The 17,373-nt window shown below is 36.3% G+C and carries 13 protein-coding genes; 12 read left to right on the forward strand and 1 reads right to left on the reverse strand.

The genetic code is table 11. From position 1 onward, the window contains the following. Window positions 1-33: 33 nt before the first annotated feature. From J3495_RS08005 to J3495_RS08055, 11 genes are all read left to right on the forward strand, one after another. Entirely contained in the window at window positions 34-1,617 is a 1,584-nt protein-coding gene (locus J3495_RS08005; RefSeq protein ID WP_210666037.1) for an SGNH/GDSL hydrolase family protein, read from the forward strand. 233 nt (window positions 1,618-1,850) lie between these two features. Beyond that, window positions 1,851-3,362, forward strand: coding sequence for a F0F1 ATP synthase subunit beta (gene atpD / locus J3495_RS08010; protein WP_007808159.1), 1,512 nt, complete (start codon window positions 1,851-1,853; stop codon window positions 3,360-3,362). Between the two features lie 86 nt (window positions 3,363-3,448). Then, window positions 3,449-3,730: a F0F1 ATP synthase subunit epsilon gene (locus J3495_RS08015; protein WP_210666038.1), complete on the forward strand. Its 282-nt coding sequence runs from the start codon at window positions 3,449-3,451 to the stop codon at window positions 3,728-3,730. A 63-nt stretch (window positions 3,731-3,793) separates the two neighbouring features. Next, entirely contained in the window at window positions 3,794-4,330 is a 537-nt protein-coding gene (locus J3495_RS08020; protein ID WP_210666039.1) for a hypothetical protein, read from the forward strand. 162 nt (window positions 4,331-4,492) lie between these two features. Next, entirely contained in the window at window positions 4,493-5,647 is a 1,155-nt protein-coding gene (locus J3495_RS08025; protein WP_210666040.1) for an aminotransferase class I/II-fold pyridoxal phosphate-dependent enzyme, read from the forward strand. Window positions 5,648-6,062: 415 nt separating this feature from the next. Next, a complete protein-coding gene (locus tag J3495_RS08030) occupies window positions 6,063-6,926 on the forward strand; it encodes a TraB/GumN family protein (protein WP_210666041.1) in 864 nt (287 codons plus the stop codon). A 7-nt stretch (window positions 6,927-6,933) separates the two neighbouring features. Beyond that, window positions 6,934-7,437, forward strand: coding sequence for an RNA polymerase sigma factor (locus J3495_RS08035; RefSeq protein ID WP_210666042.1), 504 nt, complete (start codon window positions 6,934-6,936; stop codon window positions 7,435-7,437). Further along, entirely contained in the window at window positions 7,427-8,041 is a 615-nt protein-coding gene (locus J3495_RS08040) for a hypothetical protein (RefSeq protein WP_210666043.1), read from the forward strand. Before J3495_RS08035 ends, J3495_RS08040 begins: the two co-directional genes overlap by 11 nt. 70 nt (window positions 8,042-8,111) lie before the next feature. After that, the gene (gene bioD / locus J3495_RS08045; RefSeq protein ID WP_210666044.1) at window positions 8,112-8,729 is read left to right on the forward strand and encodes a dethiobiotin synthase; all 618 of its coding nucleotides are present in this window, start codon (window positions 8,112-8,114) and stop codon (window positions 8,727-8,729) included. Between the two features lie 63 nt (window positions 8,730-8,792). Then, window positions 8,793-10,064 carry an adenosylmethionine--8-amino-7-oxononanoate transaminase gene (gene bioA, locus J3495_RS08050; protein ID WP_210666045.1) on the forward strand — a complete coding sequence of 424 codons (1,272 nt, stop codon included), beginning with the start codon at window positions 8,793-8,795 and terminating at the stop codon, window positions 10,062-10,064. A gap of 134 nt (window positions 10,065-10,198) precedes the next feature. Next, the gene (locus J3495_RS08055) at window positions 10,199-11,368 is read left to right on the forward strand and encodes a beta-ketoacyl synthase N-terminal-like domain-containing protein (protein ID WP_210666046.1); all 1,170 of its coding nucleotides are present in this window, start codon (window positions 10,199-10,201) and stop codon (window positions 11,366-11,368) included. Between the two features lie 43 nt (window positions 11,369-11,411). Here the strand turns inward: J3495_RS08055 and J3495_RS08060 are convergent, their stop codons facing one another. Continuing rightward, window positions 11,412-11,885, reverse strand: a complete 474-nt coding sequence (locus J3495_RS08060) for a regulatory protein RecX (RefSeq protein WP_210666047.1) — start codon at window positions 11,883-11,885, stop codon at window positions 11,412-11,414. 301 nt (window positions 11,886-12,186) lie between these two features. Here J3495_RS08060 and J3495_RS08065 point away from each other — a divergent pair, with 301 nt between their 5' ends. Beyond that, window positions 12,187-17,205, forward strand: coding sequence for a T9SS sorting signal type C domain-containing protein (locus tag J3495_RS08065; protein ID WP_210666048.1), 5,019 nt, complete (start codon window positions 12,187-12,189; stop codon window positions 17,203-17,205). The last annotated feature ends 168 nt before the right edge of the window (window positions 17,206-17,373 follow it).

Below are 17,373 nucleotides of genomic sequence, written 5' to 3' on the forward strand. Positions count from 1 at the left end.
GAAAAAGAAGTACTAATTTTAAATTAAAAAATCATGATAAAAAATATAAAATGGCTATTGCTGGTTTCCTTAACCTTTGTAGCATGTAACAATGATGATGATAATGCTGCTCCGGCAGAGGTTCCGGTTGTTCCCGGTACGGCAGTATTTACAAAATATGTAGCGCTTGGTGACTCTTTTGCGGCAGGATATAGTGATGGTGCACTTTTCAAAAAAGGTCAGGAAGGAGCTTATACAACTATTCTATCGCAGCAATTTGCAGCTGCTGGCGGAGGTGCTTTTACAATTCCTTTTATGAGTGATAATATTGGAGGTCTATTGTTGGGCGGAAATGTTATAGCAGGTCCTCGTTTGTATTTTAATGGATCGGCTCCGGTGGCATTAACAGATAAACCAACCACTGAAGTTGGTGTTCATCTTACAGGAACTTTTAATAACTTGAGTGTTCCGGGAGCAAAAAGTTATCATTTGGTTACTCCTGGTTATGGTAATGTTGCTGGTGTAGCAACAGGAACTGCAAACCCTTATTTCGCACGTTTCTCAAGTTCGCCTTCAACAACGGTACTTGCTGATGCAGTGGTGCAAACTCCTACTTTTTTCTCTCTATGGATAGGTGGAAATGATGTTTTGGGTTATGCTTCTTCAGGAGGAATAGGAAAGGATCAAAAAGGAAACCTAAATCCTGCAACTTACGGAGGTAACGATATTACAGATCCAACGGTTTTTGCAAATGTTTACAACACTTTGGTAACGGGCTTAACAGCTAATGGAGCAAAAGGTGTAGTGGCCAATTTGCCTTATATTAATACACTGCCTTATTTTGTAACGGTTCCTTATAACCCACTTACATCAAGTTTGTTAGGGAACGGAAACGCTACTGTTGGAGTTGCAACTATAAAAGCTTTAAATGCACAATTATACGGTCCGCTAAAACAAGCTTTGACTGCTTTTGGAGCAGGTGACAGAATCAATTTGCTTTCTGAGACTGCAGCCAATCCTTTGTTGATTAAAGATGAGACTTTGACCAATTTGTCTGCACAATTAACAGCGGCTTTTACACCAACATTAGGTGCTCAAACTGCTGCTTTTTATGGTCAGGTTTTTGGTCAGGCAAGACAAACAAAACAAACATCTGATGGTACTTTTAAAGATTATGTTGTTTTGCCAACCAGAACAGTGATTGGTACGGCACCAACGGCTGCTAATTCTGGTCTGGGAATTGCTCCGCCAGCACCTTTGGATAAATTTGGAATTACATTTCCGTTGCAGGACAAAGACGTTTTGATTCAATCTGAAATAACAGAAATCAAAGTAGCTACAGATGCATACAATGCTACTATCGAAGCTGTAGCAAAAGCAAAAGGACTAGCGTTTGTAGATACACGACCAATTATGGCGCAATTGTCTAATGGCGGGATTAGTTTTGGAAATTATACATTGTCAGCAACGTATGTTACAGGTGGTGCTTTTTCTCTTGACGGAATTCATCCAAGTGCCAGAGGATATGGTCTGATTGCTAATATATTTATTGATGCTATCAATACTCAATTTCAGTCGACTCTTAGACGTGTAGATTTGGGAGTATATCCAATTCAGTATCCAAAAACAATCAATTAAATATAAATAACCAATAAAAAAGCCACTCATTAAAAAAGATAATGTAGTGGCTTTTTTAATGGCATAAAATTATCAATTTAACCATTTAAAGGCTGACTTTTAGGAATCAAACAAAATCGCAGTATTTTTTTTATAAAAAATATTGATTTTATATTTTAAAAATTTATCTTTGCGCTCTGAAAAAAGAGGTATTTTCGATAAACCTAAATAGCTATTTAATAAACACATAAGTAATGTCAAAAGTAATAGGAAAAGTTGCTCAAATCATTGGACCAGTAGTTGACGTAGTTTTCAACGGAAAAGATGTTGAACTTCCAAAAATTTATGATTCACTAGAAATCACTAAAAAAGACGGAACGTTATTAGTTCTTGAAGTACAATCTCACATTGGTGAAAACACTGTTCGTACCATTTCTATGGACTCTACAGATGGTTTGTCAAGAGGATATGAAGTAGTTGGAACGGGTAATCCAATCCAAATGCCAATCGGTCCAGATGTATATGGAAGATTATTCAATGTAATTGGAGATGCAATTGATGGTTTAGGAAACTTGCCAAAAACAGGAGAGAACGGTTTGTCTATTCACAGACAAGCTCCTAAATTTGAAGATTTATCAACTTCATCAGAAGTTTTATTCACAGGTATCAAAGTAATCGATTTGATCGAGCCTTACGCAAAAGGAGGTAAAATTGGATTGTTTGGTGGTGCAGGTGTTGGTAAAACAGTATTGATTCAGGAGTTGATCAACAATATCGCAAAAGGTCACGGTGGACTTTCAGTATTCGCAGGAGTAGGTGAAAGAACACGTGAAGGAAATGACTTGCTTCGTGAGATGTTAGAGTCAGGAATTATTAAATACGGTGACGATTTCATGCACTCTATGGAAAATGGAGGATGGGATTTGTCTAAAGTAGATATGCCAGGAATGAGAGAGTCTAAAGCTACTTTCGTTTTCGGACAAATGAATGAGCCTCCTGGAGCTCGTGCTCGTGTGGCACTTTCAGGATTGTCTATCGCTGAGTATTTCCGTGATGGAGCAGGAACGGATCAAGGTAAAGACGTATTATTTTTCGTTGATAATATCTTCCGTTTTACACAAGCAGGTTCTGAGGTATCAGCACTTTTAGGACGTATGCCTTCTGCAGTAGGATACCAACCAACTTTGGCAACAGAGATGGGAGCTATGCAAGAGCGTATCACTTCTACAAACAAAGGATCTATTACATCTGTACAAGCGGTTTACGTTCCTGCGGATGATTTAACTGACCCGGCGCCAGCAACAACGTTTGCTCACTTAGATGCAACAACAGTATTGTCTCGTAAAATTGCTGAGCTAGGTATTTATCCAGCGGTTGACCCGTTAGATTCTACTTCAAGAATTTTGACTCCTCAAATTTTAGGAAACGAGCACTACGATTGTGCACAAAGAGTAAAAGAGATTCTTCAAAAATACAAACAGTTACAAGATATTATCGCGATTCTAGGTATGGAAGAGTTATCTGAAGAAGATAAACTTTCTGTATCAAGAGCACGTCGTGTACAACGTTTCTTGTCTCAGCCTTTCCACGTAGCGGAGCAATTTACAGGTATTCCTGGAGTTTTGGTTGATATCAAAGATACTATCAAAGGATTCAACATGATTATCGATGGTGAGTTAGATCACCTTCCAGAATCAGCTTTCAACTTGAAAGGTTCTATCCAAGATGCTATCGAAGCTGGAGAAAAAATGTTGGCAGAAGCATAATATATAAGTTAAAAGTGAGAGGTTAGATGTTAGACGTTTTGTCTGAAACTTCTAACCTTTAACAAATAACTTCTAACTCAAAAAATATGATTTTAGAAATAGTATCACCAGAAGCAAAATTATTTTCAGGGGAAGTAACTTCGGTTACCTTACCTGGAGTTGATGGAAGCTTTCAAATTTTGAATAATCACGCTCCGATTGTTTCTATTTTAGAAAAAGGAACTGTAAAAGTTGTAGCGTCCAGCTTTAATTTTTCTAAAGAAGTAGCGGGTAAATTCACGAAAGTAAATGAGCAAACCTACACATTAGAGATTGCATCAGGTACTATCGAAATGAAAGACAACAAAGTAATTGTTTTAGCCGACTAAGACAATTTCAAAATAAATTAAAAAGCCAGACAGTGATGTTTGGCTTTTTTTTATTTTTGAAATATGGAAAATAATAAAAAACAAGAAGTTTCAATATTAGAAAAGAAAAGAAGCTGGTTCGAGTTAGCTTTAGCTGCTGTCTTTTATGGTGTTTTTATTTATTTGTTAGGGATCTTGATTTACGTTCTTTATTTAGGTGCTTCTTTCGTTCTTTTTATCAAGCTCCTAACTTCTGTTGTTTCTGTTGGTGGTTTCTGTTTAGGTTATGGATTACTTTTTTCTGCAACAAAAGATATTATTATAAACGTGACAGACAGTATTATCATAACAAGATATGTTGTTGGGCCATTTTCCTATGATGTAAATTCTAAAGTAACAGAGTTTGAGTACGTTTCTTTTTTCGTAGATAAGTGGGGAGAATATGCAACGAATCTCTGGTATGTTAAAAACAGGCATTATAAAATGTGTAGTTTTGAAACCAAACAAATGGCTTATCAATTTTGTCTAGATCTTTCAAATAAACTAGATATCGATATCCTAGATGCTACTGAGAAAGGAAATTTTAAATGGATTGAGAAAGACAATTTCAAAATAAATTAAAAAGACAAGTAGTGATGTTTGGCTTTTTTGTTTCAGGAGCTATTCCAGCTGTCCACTATATCTTTGCTTGCCTAAAGAAGGCAGGCAAAGGATGCCGCTCCCATCTGGGCTAAAAATCAGAGCACACCAGAAATTTAGTCTTAATTTCATAACTTTGCCTTTATGAAATTACCCGAAAATCTCAATCAGAAACTGGAAAATCGTAAACAAAGCAATGCGCTAAGGCAATTGCCTAGCCAAAATAATCTAATCGATTTTACGTCTAATGATTATATCGGGTTTTCAAAATCAGAAACTATTTTCAAACAAACCCATCAGTATCTGATAGAAAAAGACATTGCTCAAAACGGAGCAACGGGTTCACGATTAATTTCTGGTAATCATTCTTTATATCCAATTACCGAGAATTTTATTGCGCAATTTCATGAGGCAGAATCGGCTCTAATTTTTAATTCGGGCTATGATGCCAATGTTGGGTTTTTTAGTGCTGTACCGCAACGAAACGATGTTATTTTGTATGATGAGTTAAGTCATGCTTCTATTCGTGACGGAATTGTTTTATCGAATGCCAAATCATACAAATTCAACCACAATGATTTTGAAGATTTAGAACGGCTAATAATTAAATTTCGATCTTCCAAAACCCAAATTCCAACAATTATTTATATTGTAACTGAGACCGTTTTTTCTATGGATGGCGATTGCCCAAATCTGGAAGAATTGGTTTTGCTCTCAGATAAATACAATTGTTATTTAGTAGTAGATGAAGCTCATACGTTGGGAGTTTTTGGAGAAAAAGGCGAGGGTCTTGCGCAATATTTAAATGTTCAGGATCGAATTTTTGCCCGAATTATGACTTTCGGTAAAGGCTTGGGTTGTCACGGAGCAGCTATTTTAGGAAGTACCGCACTTAAAGAATATTTGGTCAACTTTGCCCGAAGTTTTATCTACACTACCGGACTGTCTCCGCATGCGGTAGCTACCATTTTGACGGTTTATCAACAATTAGCAGAAGAAAAAGAAACGATTGATAAACTGCGCAATAACATTGTTTTTTTTAATCAGCAAAAAAATCTTTTAGGTCTAAAACCAATCTTTGTCCGAAGCAAATCGGCCATCCAGTCTGCGATTATTCCAGGAAATGAAAGAGTAAAGCAAATAGCGCAACAACTTCGTCAAAAAGGTTTTGATGTAAAACCAATTTTATCGCCAACTGTTCCCGAGGGGCAGGAAAGACTTCGCTTTTGTATTCATAGTTATAATTCAGAAAAAGAGATTTTTCAGGTTTTAGAGTTGCTGAGAGACTTTGTGTTTTAGATGCGTTTTTCTAAAATATCAGAATAAAAGCATAACCACTTTTACAGATGTTTATTTTTTAAACCTTTGTAAAATCCCGTCTTTGCTGGCAATTAAAAAAAAACAATATTTTTTTGTAACGTTTTGATTGATTGTTTACTTACGAGTCGTAATCAAATAAATCAAAAGCGTTATGAAAACCAAAACATCTTTAGTCAAAACCATTATTTGTATCGTATTACTATTTTTATCGTCCATGCAAATCAGCTATTCATTAATAAGTCATTTTGTACACGGCAAACCGTATTCTACTTTATTTGTAGTAGTTTGTTGTTTGTTTGCGGCAACTTTAGCGTCTTCAAAAAGACAGCAATGCAGCAAAAAATAATGGAGTTTTAATCATCAAATCAATCTATAAACATCAATCAAAAACAGTATGAAAAATTTATTTAAATCGGTAACAGCTGCGTTTCTAATTATTTTTAGCGCAGGAACTCAAGCACAAACAAAATCTCCAAAACTTGAAAATTCGCTTTTATGGGAGGTTTCTGGAAACGGGTTGTCAAAACCATCGTATTTGTACGGAACAATTCACATGATTTGTGGCGCGGATTATTTTCTTTCTGAAAAAGCAAAAAAAGCATTCGAAGCTTCTGAGAAATTAGTACTAGAAATTAATTTATCAGATCCTAACGAGATTACAGCAATGCAACAAATGGCAATGGGAAAAGAACCTTTGGATAAAATATTAACTCCGGAACAATTGTCAAAATTGGATTTGATTTTGAAAAAAACTACTGGAATGTCGGTGCAACAAGTAAATAGTTTTAGCTTAACAACCGTGATGAGTTTAATTTTTATAAAATCTTTTGGTTGCAGCGATATCAAATTGTACGAAATGGAATTTATAGAATTGGCTAAAAAACAAAATCATCAAATTGGCGGTTTAGAAACGATTAAGTCTCAGTTTGAAATTCTTGAAAATGCCTACACAAACGATGAAATGCTGACCATGTTAAGTGAGGCAACTCCAGACGAAGCGGCAGTTCTGGTAGATAATTATAAAAAAGAAAATATTGATTTGATTTATATAAATACGACTGGCGAAAAGCTGATGAGTGAAAAAACAAAAGATAAAATGCTCAACGGTCGCAATCGTAATTGGGTGACGCAAATGCCTGAATTGATGAAAAAGCAACCCACATTTTTTGCAGTAGGAGCAGCGCATTTGGCTGGTGAAGAAGGAATAATTAATTTGTTGAGAAAAGCAGGATATACCGTTAAACCAGTAACGAAATAGCGAAGTTTTGAAAGAAAAAGAACAAGAGTTTTTAACGCGAATAGAAAAGCATAAAGGAATTTTGTATAAAGTTTCTAAAATGTATATGGATAATCATGACGACCAGCAAGACTTGTTTCAGGAGATTGTCTGTCAGCTCTGGAAATCCTATGATTCTTTCAGGAACGAAAGTCAATTTTCGACCTGGATGTACCGAGTCGCCGTAAATACTGCTATTGTTTTTTTGAAAAAAGAAAAACGCAAAGTCGATAAATACGAAATCACCTCTGAGAATATAAAAGACGACGAAGGCGATTCACATATAAAAGAAAGTCAGATCGATCATTTTTATAAAGCGGTTCAGAAATTGGAGAAAATTGATAAAGCGATTATTTTTTATCAGTTAGAAGGATTTTCACACAAAGAAATTGGCGATAACTTAGGTATTTCTGAAGGGAATGCGAGAGTAAAATTAAACAGAGCAAAAGAAAAATTAAAAGAAATTATAAAAAATCAAGGATATGGATTTTAACGATATACAAAACGCATGGAACAATGAAAAGACAGAAAATATCATTCTTCCGGATAATTTAGAAAAAATACAATCGGCCAATACGCCTTTAGATAAAATTAGAAAAAACTTAAAAAATGAATTAATTTACCAAGCGATCTCGGTCATCTTGATCGGATTTGTACCTTATATTTTTCATTTTGAGCAAAAATTCATAATGCCTTTCTTCTTGCTTTTTGGTATGTTTACGGCAGTTTGTGTGTATTATTTGCTAAAGCTTTATTTCTTTTATAAACGATTAAACAATACGGCTTTAAAAACAAAAGACAATTTGTATGAGACTTATTTTGATATTCGACTGAATATGGAATTGTACAAAACGTTTGGTTTTGCCCTGACGCCTTTTCTGGTTTTATTTTTGGTGGTTTTTGTTTATTATAAAGCATCAAAATCGGCAAATTTTAGTATGCTACAATTCAGTAATGCAGAGATAATAAGTGTTTTTTCTGTGGTGGTCTTCACGATTCTTTTTATGGGTCTGGTTTTAGAATGGTGGGTTCATTTTTTTTATGGCAAGTACGCCAAAGAAATAAAAAAAGTAATAGATCAATTAAAAGAAGAGTAAAAAAAGCAGCCCATCGTAATGATGGGTTTCTTGTTTTATTGGTATTTTTGCAACGTATTAAAATAAAAAGATGAAAATATTTGTAACAGGAATTTCTACCGATGTTGGTAAAACAGTTGCTTCTGCTATTATTGTAGAAGCTTTGGAAGCAGATTATTGGAAACCCGTTCAGGCGGGAGATTTAGATAATTCAGACAGTCATAAAGTAAAAGCTCAAGTTTCAAATGCTAAATCTCAATTTTTTCCAAATGCCTATCAGTTGAATACGCCTGCGAGTCCCCATTTTGCAGCAGAAATTGATGGCATTATTATTGATTTGAAACAAATTCAGGAGCCCAAAACATCCAATTATTTGGTGATTGAAGGTGCTGGCGGAATTTTTGTTCCGCTTAACGAAAATGATTCTATTATCGATTTGATTCAGCCCGATTATAAAGTCATTGTTGTTTCCAGACATTATTTAGGAAGCATCAATCATACTTTGTTAACCATTGAAGCCATTCAGAACCGAGGTTTTGAAGTGGCCGGAATTATTTTCAGCGGAAGCGAAAATAAAGCAACAGAAAGTTTGATTTTGAATAGAACGGGTGTTAAAAATATCGGAAGAATTGACGAAGAACCTTATTTTGATCAAAATGTAATTCGGGAATACGCCGATTTGTTTAGGAACAACTTATTAGAATTGTAAAATGTAATTTGTAATAAGTAAAACTGACTACATCTCACATTTAACAAAAAACATTTTCACAGTATGACTTTACAGGAAAAAGACAGCCAATACCTTTGGCATCCTTATACACAACACAAAACTGCACAAACTCCAATCGTTATTTCTAGAGGAGAAGGCGCTTTGCTTTGGGACGAGAATGGCAAAGAATATATCGATGCCATTGCCTCGTGGTGGGTGAACCCTTTTGGGCATAGCAATAAATTTATCGCGGACGCGATTTATAAACAATTGACTACTCTGGAACATGTTTTGTTTGGAGGTTTTACGCATGAGCCCGCAATAAAAGTGGCCGAAAAATTGCTCGAAATTCTTCCTAAAAACCAACAAAAAATATTTTTTTCAGACAATGGTTCTACAGCGGTCGAAGTGGCGATAAAAGTAGCTTTACAGTATTTTTTCAATAAAAATGAAAAGCGAACTACGATCATTGCTTTTGAAAACGCTTTTCACGGAGATACATTTGCGGCAATGGCGGCAAGCGGAATTTCGTTTTACACGCAGGCTTTTCAAGGGATGTTTATTGATGTGGTGAGAATTCCGGTTCCTGTAAAAGGACAAGAGCAAGAGAGTTTTGAGGCTTTAGAAAATGTAATTAAAAGTCATAATTGTGCTGGGTTTATTTTTGAACCTTTGGTGCAAGGAGCTGCAGGAATGGTCATGTACGAACCCGAAGCGTTAGCAAAACTGATCAGGATTTGCAAGGAAAATAATGTGTTGACGATTGCAGACGAAGTGATGACAGGTTTTGGTAAAACAGGAAAAACCTTCGCAATGGATTATGTTTCTGAAGAACCACACATGATTTGTTTATCGAAAGCCTTGACGGGCGGAACAATCCCGATGGCGATTACTACTTTTACTTCGGCTGTTTTTGAGGCTTTTTATGATGATGATATCAATAAAGCCTTGTTTCATGGACACACTTTTACAGGGAATCCAACAGGTTGCGCAGCTGCTTTGGCCAGTATCGGTTTGTTGCAAACACCAGAAATGCAAGCCAATATCAAAAGGATAAATGCAAGTCATTTACTATTTCAAAAGAAAATAGAAAATCACCCTAAGGTAATTACTGCCAGAACTTTAGGTGTTATTTTTGCTGTTGAAATAAAATCGGACACAACAGAAAGTTACTACGGATCGATGCGAACGAAATTGTATAATTTCTTTATTGAAAAAGGTGTTGTTTTGCGTCCAGTTGGAAATATTGTCTACATTTTACCGCCTTATGTAATGACTGAAGAACAACTTCAAAAAGTATATGCAACCATTGAGGAAGCGATCGAAATGGTGTAATTTTTTTTGGAAATAAATAATTAAGGTGTTTTGGCAAATACAGAAATGATTGTGCCAAAACACCTTATTAGTTATGTGGTTTTAATTAGGTATAAAAATAAACTTTTGCGAACTTTGCGGCAAAATACATTATTTTGAATTCAACAAAAATTGCCATAACTGCTTTTTCTTCTCTTTCTCCTCTGGGAAATAATTCTGAAAGTGTTTGGAAAAAGTACCTCGATAATCAGCATTGTTTTTCAACTCAGTTTTTAGATCAACAAGAAACTTCGGTGGCTTCATTAGATGCTGAGTCGAAAGAGATTGTGGCAAAACTGCGGGAATCTGATGCAAAATATAAATTTCTGGATGATTCTGTTTTATTTGCTTTAGCGGCTTCGCGAAAAGCAGTTCAGGATGCAGGCTGGAAAGAGGATGCGGTTTTTGGAATTAATATTGGTTCTTCGCGAGGAGCTACAGATTTATTCGAAAAACATTATAAAGAATATATTGACACAGGAAAAGCACAAACTTTGGCTTCTCCGACCACTACTTTAGGGAATATCTCCTCTTGGATTGCGCATGATTTACAAAGTACAGGTCCAGAAATCTCACATTCTATTACGTGTTCTACAGCACTTCATGCCTTGTTAAATGGTGTAGCTTGGTTAAAATCAGGCATGGCCGATAAGTTTTTGGTAGGCGGAAGTGAAGCTCCATTGACCGATTTTACCATTGCCCAAATGCGCGCTTTAAAGATTTATTCGCGACTTGATCAGGCGAAGGATTTGTGGCCAAACCTAGCTTTTGATTTCGAAAAAACGCAAAACACGATGATTCTGGGAGAAGGTGCTTCGGTTTGCTGTTTGGAGGCTGGCGAAAAAGAAAATGCGATTGCGTATATTTCGGCTGTAGGTTATGCTACTGAAATTTTGGAGCATAACATCTCGATTTCGGCGGAAGCTACTTGTTTTCAAAAATCGATGAAAATGGCTTTGAAGGATGAAAGTCCCGAAAATATTGATGTAATTGTAATGCATGCTCCAGGTACTATAAAAGGAGATTTGACAGAATTACGAGCTATAGAAAAAGTTTTTGGAGCTCATTTGCCACTTCTGACTACAAATAAATGGAAGATCGGTCACACTTTTGGCGCATCCGGAATGTTAAGTCTTGAATTGGCTCTTTTGATGATGGAACACAATAAATTTGTCGATGTTCCTTTCGCGAAAGCGCAAAAACAACACAAGGAAATCAAAAAAATACTGATCAACGCGGTCGGTTTTGGTGGAAATGCCGTGAGTGTCCTCGTCGAAAAAGCATAATTTTTATAGCACAAATCTCAATTTTAAGCTTTGAGATTTGTTGTTAGGCCTTAGTTTCTAATTCTTTTAGTTTTTCGTAAACCAAATTACTTTCGTATCCTCGACGAAGCAGGTAGTCGCAGAATTTTTTTCTTTTTTTTAATAGATTGGTTTCTGTTAAATTATTCCAGCAACGTTCTGCAATATTCTCAAATGTAGTATAATATTCCTCGGGTGTAATTTCTTTTAGCGCCAAGTTGATATTATAGGAAGAAATATGCCTTGCTTTCAGCTCACTTGTGATTCTAATTTTTCCCCATTTTTTGATGCGATGTTTTCCTCTGGCGAAGGTACAGGCAAAACGAGTTTCGTTAAGAAAATTATTTTCAATGAGCTGAACTACAATCAAATCGATTTCGGCGGTCGTCATTTTCAAACTTAATAATTTACTTACAACTTCATTATGGCACCTTTCCTGATAGGCACAGAAGCGCTCTAATTTTTGTAAGGCTTCTTTAGGTGTGTTTATTTCGTTCATCTGTATTTTCTTTCTTTTTTTGCGAACAAATCATAAAATTTTATGAATTTGTCGCACAAAACCTTTTTTTATACGTATTTTTTGTCAAATCGATATCTAAGATATTGTAAACCTGCATTATTGTCATAATTTTGTGTCCAAAATTAAGGAATATTTTATTCCTTTTTGGTATAAAATAATCGTTCCCAAATTTACCGATAAGATCAGTTGTTAGAAAAAAAACAATTTTGAAAACCACAATATTGTTTTTTACGTAACTGGTGTGATCAACGATAAAGTTAAGTTTAATATCTTTTGTTATATGTTTAAAAAATTACTTTTTAGTGCCGTTTTAATTATTTTTATTAGCCAAAATGTACAATCACAATGTGGTTATGGTGGAAACAGTAGACAATCCGGGACAATACAGTCTATTTGTTACAACAGAGAAAATTCTGCTACCAATGTTGCATTAGTAAATTTTACTAATGTTGATTTACGTCAGCATGTTCGTGTAAATGTTATTCAAGGTTTAACGTATACTTTTACCACTTCGGCTACCGATTATGGTTTTATTAAGCGTCTTACTCTCTATGATGCAGCAGGGGATTTTATTGTACAAGGTAACGCAAGTGCCAATAACACGGGAGTTACACTTAACTGGACAGCCACTTACACAGGTGAAGTGCGTGTTCAATTTAATGATAATGCGAACTGTGGCAATTCTTCTAATAATAGTCCAGTAACCATTACTGCAGCTTACACAGGAGGAAGTAATTCTTCTGATTCTCAAACCGCAGAAGGTACAAATTCATGGATTGGTCATGTGTATGATTTTTCTAATTCTACTGTGGCTGTGCCCCCTTCTGATGCAAATGCTTTTGCTAATTATTTAGGTTCTTTTACTCAGGCAAACACGGTTACCGGAACTACAACGTCTTTTTCTCAGTCATACGGTAGTTCTGATAATTGTTTTGCTTTTACAGCTGGAGGAACAGGACAAACGGTAAGAACAGATACTTTTGCCGTGCGCTACAGAATGACTTCTACTTTGGTAGGATGTTATATGGTTACTGTAACAGGAGATGATGGTGTGAGATTATATGTTGACGGCGTAAAAGTTTTTGATGCCTGGTCCCAACAAAGCTCCACTACTTACCAGAACGTTTTGGTTAATTTAACAGGAAGCAGTAAGTTAGTATTTGAGTACTACGAAAAAAATGGTTCTAATGTTTCTAATTTTAGCATGAGACCAGTTGATCCTACAGTAAACACAATTGTTACTACAGGTCCTATTACTCGTTGCTCAGGAACAACTACAGTACTTGATGGTTCTGCAATAGCATACGTAGGGTCATCAACAAATCCTTCTATAAGATTCCAATGGCAATCTTCGACTGATAATACTAATTTTACAGATATTGCTGGAGCAACAGCAGAAAATTATACGGTTCCTGCAACAACTCCTACGGCTAACACAACTCTTTATTACAGAAGAGTGATGTCAGGGACAAATGCTTCGGCTTGTTCTTATCCTTCAAGTAGTATTGCTATAACAACAGCAACAGCTGCTGTTGGCGGAACAGTAACCGGAGGAACAACTATTTGTTCTGGTAGTACAAGTGGTTTATTGACTTTGGGAGGATATACAGGAAATATTGTACGATGGGAATCTTCTTCGAATAGTTTTGCTACTATTACAGTAATTAATAATACAACTCCAACATATACTTCTTGCCCTTTGACTGTTAATACACAATTTAGAGCAGTTGTTCAGAGTGGTGGAAGTACTTGTAATACAGTAAATTCAAACGTTACTACTGTTGTAGTAAATGCAACAAGTGTAGCGGGAACAGTATCTGCCAATCAATCAATTTGTTCAGGATCACAACCAGCAAATATTACTTTAACCGGTAACACAGGAAATATTCAGTGGCAGGTATCTACTAATAATTCTACTTTTTCGAATATTGGTGGAAACTCAAATACTTTGACTAGTGCACAAATGGGTGCTTTAACGTCAACTCGTTATTACAGAGCTGTAGTGACTAGTGGTGTTTGTCCGAGCGCAACTTCTGCAACAGTTGTTGTAACAGTAAATACAGCAGTTCCAGCGACACCGGGTGCTATTTCAGGCGTTACTCCACAATGTCCAGCATTGACAAGTCAGGTATATTCTATAGCTGCAGTAGCCAATGCCACAAGTTACGTTTGGACAGTTCCTACAGGATGGTCTATTACGTCAGGTCAAGGAACAACAAGTGTTACAGTTACTACTGGAAATTCATCTCAAAGCGGTAATATTTCTGTTGCTGCAGTAAATGGTTGTGGTACTAGTACGAACCAAGCTTACTTTTATGTAAATGTTAGTAATCCAGCTCCTGCATCTGCGCCAGTAGCAAGTGCGGCAACTTCTGCCCAATGTGAGGCAGTTGTAGCCAATTGGTCGACTGTAACAAATGCAACGGGTTATTATTTAGACATCGCAACAGACAATGCTTTTACAAATTTTGTTTCCGGATATAATAATTTCAATATAGCTTATTCTGCATCAAATGTTTTTGTTGGTGGATTACCGGGTGGAACCTTATATTATAGAGTAAGAGCTTATAATAGTTGTGGTGTAACGGGTAACTCTAATACTATCACTTTTTCTACTACAGGGCCTGTAGGCGGTACAGTAGCTTTAGCACAGACAATATGTTCAGGTACTCAGCCTGCTACGTTAACTTTGAGTGGCAATACAGGAACAATTATCAGATGGGAAAAATCAAGTAACGCGGCTTTTTCATCACCTGTAACCATCAATAATACAACATCAACTTTGACAGGAGCTACTATTGGAAATTTAACTTCTAGTACTTATTTCAGAGCGGTAGTTCAAATTCAATCAGGGTCTTATTGTACGGCTTTTTCATCGGCAGTTTTAATAACTGTTGGGGATTCTGGAGGGACAGTTTCTCCTTCACAAACAATCTGTTCAGGTACTCAGCCTACTACTTTAACTTTAAGTAGCTATAGCGGAACAATTGTTAGATGGGAAATGGCAAATAATCCTGGTTTTTTATCTCCGACAACAATAGCAAATACAACTGCAACCTTAACAGGTGCTGCAATTGGAAATCTAACTGCGACGACTTATTTTAGAGCTGTAGTACAAAGTGGTAGTTGTCCTGCTGCTTTTTCAAACGCTGCATCTATAACTGTTCAGCCTAATACAAGTGTTGGTGCTGCTTCATCGACTCCAAATGTTTGTGCTGGAACTCCAATGACAACAATTACACATACTACAGCGGGAGCAACAGGAATTGGTACAGCATCAGGGTTACCTGCGGGAGTCACAGCATCTTGGGCGACAAACACAATTACAATAAGCGGAACGCCAACTGTTGGAGGGACTTATAATTATAGTATTCCATTAATAGGTAGTTGTGGTCCTACAGTTTTCGCAACGGGTACTATTAATGTTTCGGGAGCGGCTCCATTAGCCACAGCGGCCACTTCGCCAAATTGTAATGGTTTTACGGCGAATTGGTCGAGTGTTGTTAATGCTACGAGTTATGTACTGACAATAGCCGAGGATAATGCTTTTACAATGCCGGTATCAGGATATAATAATCTTAATGTTGGTAATGTGACGACGTATGTCGCTACAGGGTTAACGGCATTAAAAACGTATTATTACCGTGTTGTAGCGGTTTCAGGTTGTGGCAACAGTGCAGCTTCTAATGTTATTTCGATAGAAGTAAAAGCATTATTGAGCACGACTTGGAATGGGACAAGCTGGGATAATAGTGCTCCAAAGAATCCAAATGTAAACATTATTTTTAATGGCAATTATGATTCTTCGGGTGATTTGTCAGGCTGTTCATGTCAGGTAAATTCAGGAACGGTAAACATAATCAACGGTGACATATTAAAGTTAGTTAATGCCTTGAAAGTTTCGGCAGGTACTTTAATATTCAAAGACAAATCTACTTTAGTACAAACTACTGATGTTCAGAACACAGGAAATATTGTTTATGAGCGTAACACGCTGATCAATCGTTTTGATTATACCTATTATGGGTCACCTGTTACAGGTCAAACAATGGTGGGATTCTCACCAGAGACTTTGGGTGATAAGTTTTTGACTTTTGACGGAGCGAATTCAAAATGGTTTTATGAGAATAATGCCAATGTGATGCTACCAGGAAAAGGTTATGTTATTCGTGGACCACAATCTTTTCACGATACCAACCGATCTTTGTTTGTAGCCAGATTTACAGGAATTCCAAACAATGGTCCTGTAACCGGCGAATCGGTAATTGCAGCAAAAAGTTATGTTGTGGGTAATCCTTATCCCTCAGCGATAAAAATAACAGATTTCTTAGCCGCCAACCCGTTTTTAGAGGGAACTGTTAGATTCTGGACACACAATACCAATATCTCGCCATCCGGCTCATTGTATGTTTATACCTCAACAGATTATGCTTCTTGCAACGCTACAGGTGGTACAGCAGCACAATCAGGAGGAGTTGCTCCAAATGGTTACATTGCTGCCGGACAAGCGATAATGGTAAAAGTAAGAGCAGGAGAGAGTCCATCGCAAATTGTTTTCAATAACGGAATGCGTAAGGATAATCCGGGTAATAATTCGCAATTTTTCAAAACTTCAAAAACCAATACAGAGGCCAAAGTTTGGCTTAATTTTAGTAACCCAAGTGGTGTTTTTAAACAAGCTTTAATTGGTTATGTTGATGGAGCCAGCAACAGTTACGAAGATAAATACGACGGAACAACCAGCAACGCCAACACGGTTGCAGATTTTTATAGCTTAAGCGACAACAAAAGTTTGGCGATCCAAGGTCGTGCGTATCCGTTAGCTTCTAATGATGTTGTGCCATTAGGGTACAAATCGACTATCGATGGCAGTTTTACTATTGCAATCGATCATACAGAAGGTGATTTGGATTCTCAAAATGTGTATTTAGAAGACAAAGTGCTAAATGTTGTGCATGATTTAAAAGAATCAGCGTATACTTTTACTACTGCCAAAGGAACTTTCAAAGAAAGATTTGCACTTAAATACACTAACAAAACGTTGGGTACAGGAGATTTTGAGGCCGATCAGACAGGTGTTGTGGTTTCGGTAAAAGATCAGGTAATCAAAGTTTCGAGCGCTTCAGAAAACATCAAAACGGTTTATGTTTATGATATTTCAGGAAAGTTATTGTTTGAAAAAATGAAGGTTAACGATCTTTCATTATCGATCGAGCGTCTACCATCAAGCAATCAAATGCTGCTTGTCAAAGTAGTCTTAGACAATGATTTTGAAACTACTAAAAAGATAGCTTTCTAAAAACAGACCTTAATAAATGACAAACCCACTCGAATTAACGAGTGGGTTTTTTTATGTTAAAATTTTAAATTTCAAGAGAAAGAATCACTAAATGTGGGTATTGTTTAGCTTTAATTATTTGGTTAGATTTACTATCAGATGCATATAAAATACTTGCCTACAAGCTAA

It is taken from the genome of Flavobacterium geliluteum, from assembly GCF_017948595.1.
In the GTDB taxonomy this organism is placed as follows: Bacteria; Bacteroidota; Bacteroidia; order Flavobacteriales; family Flavobacteriaceae; genus Flavobacterium; species Flavobacterium flavipigmentatum.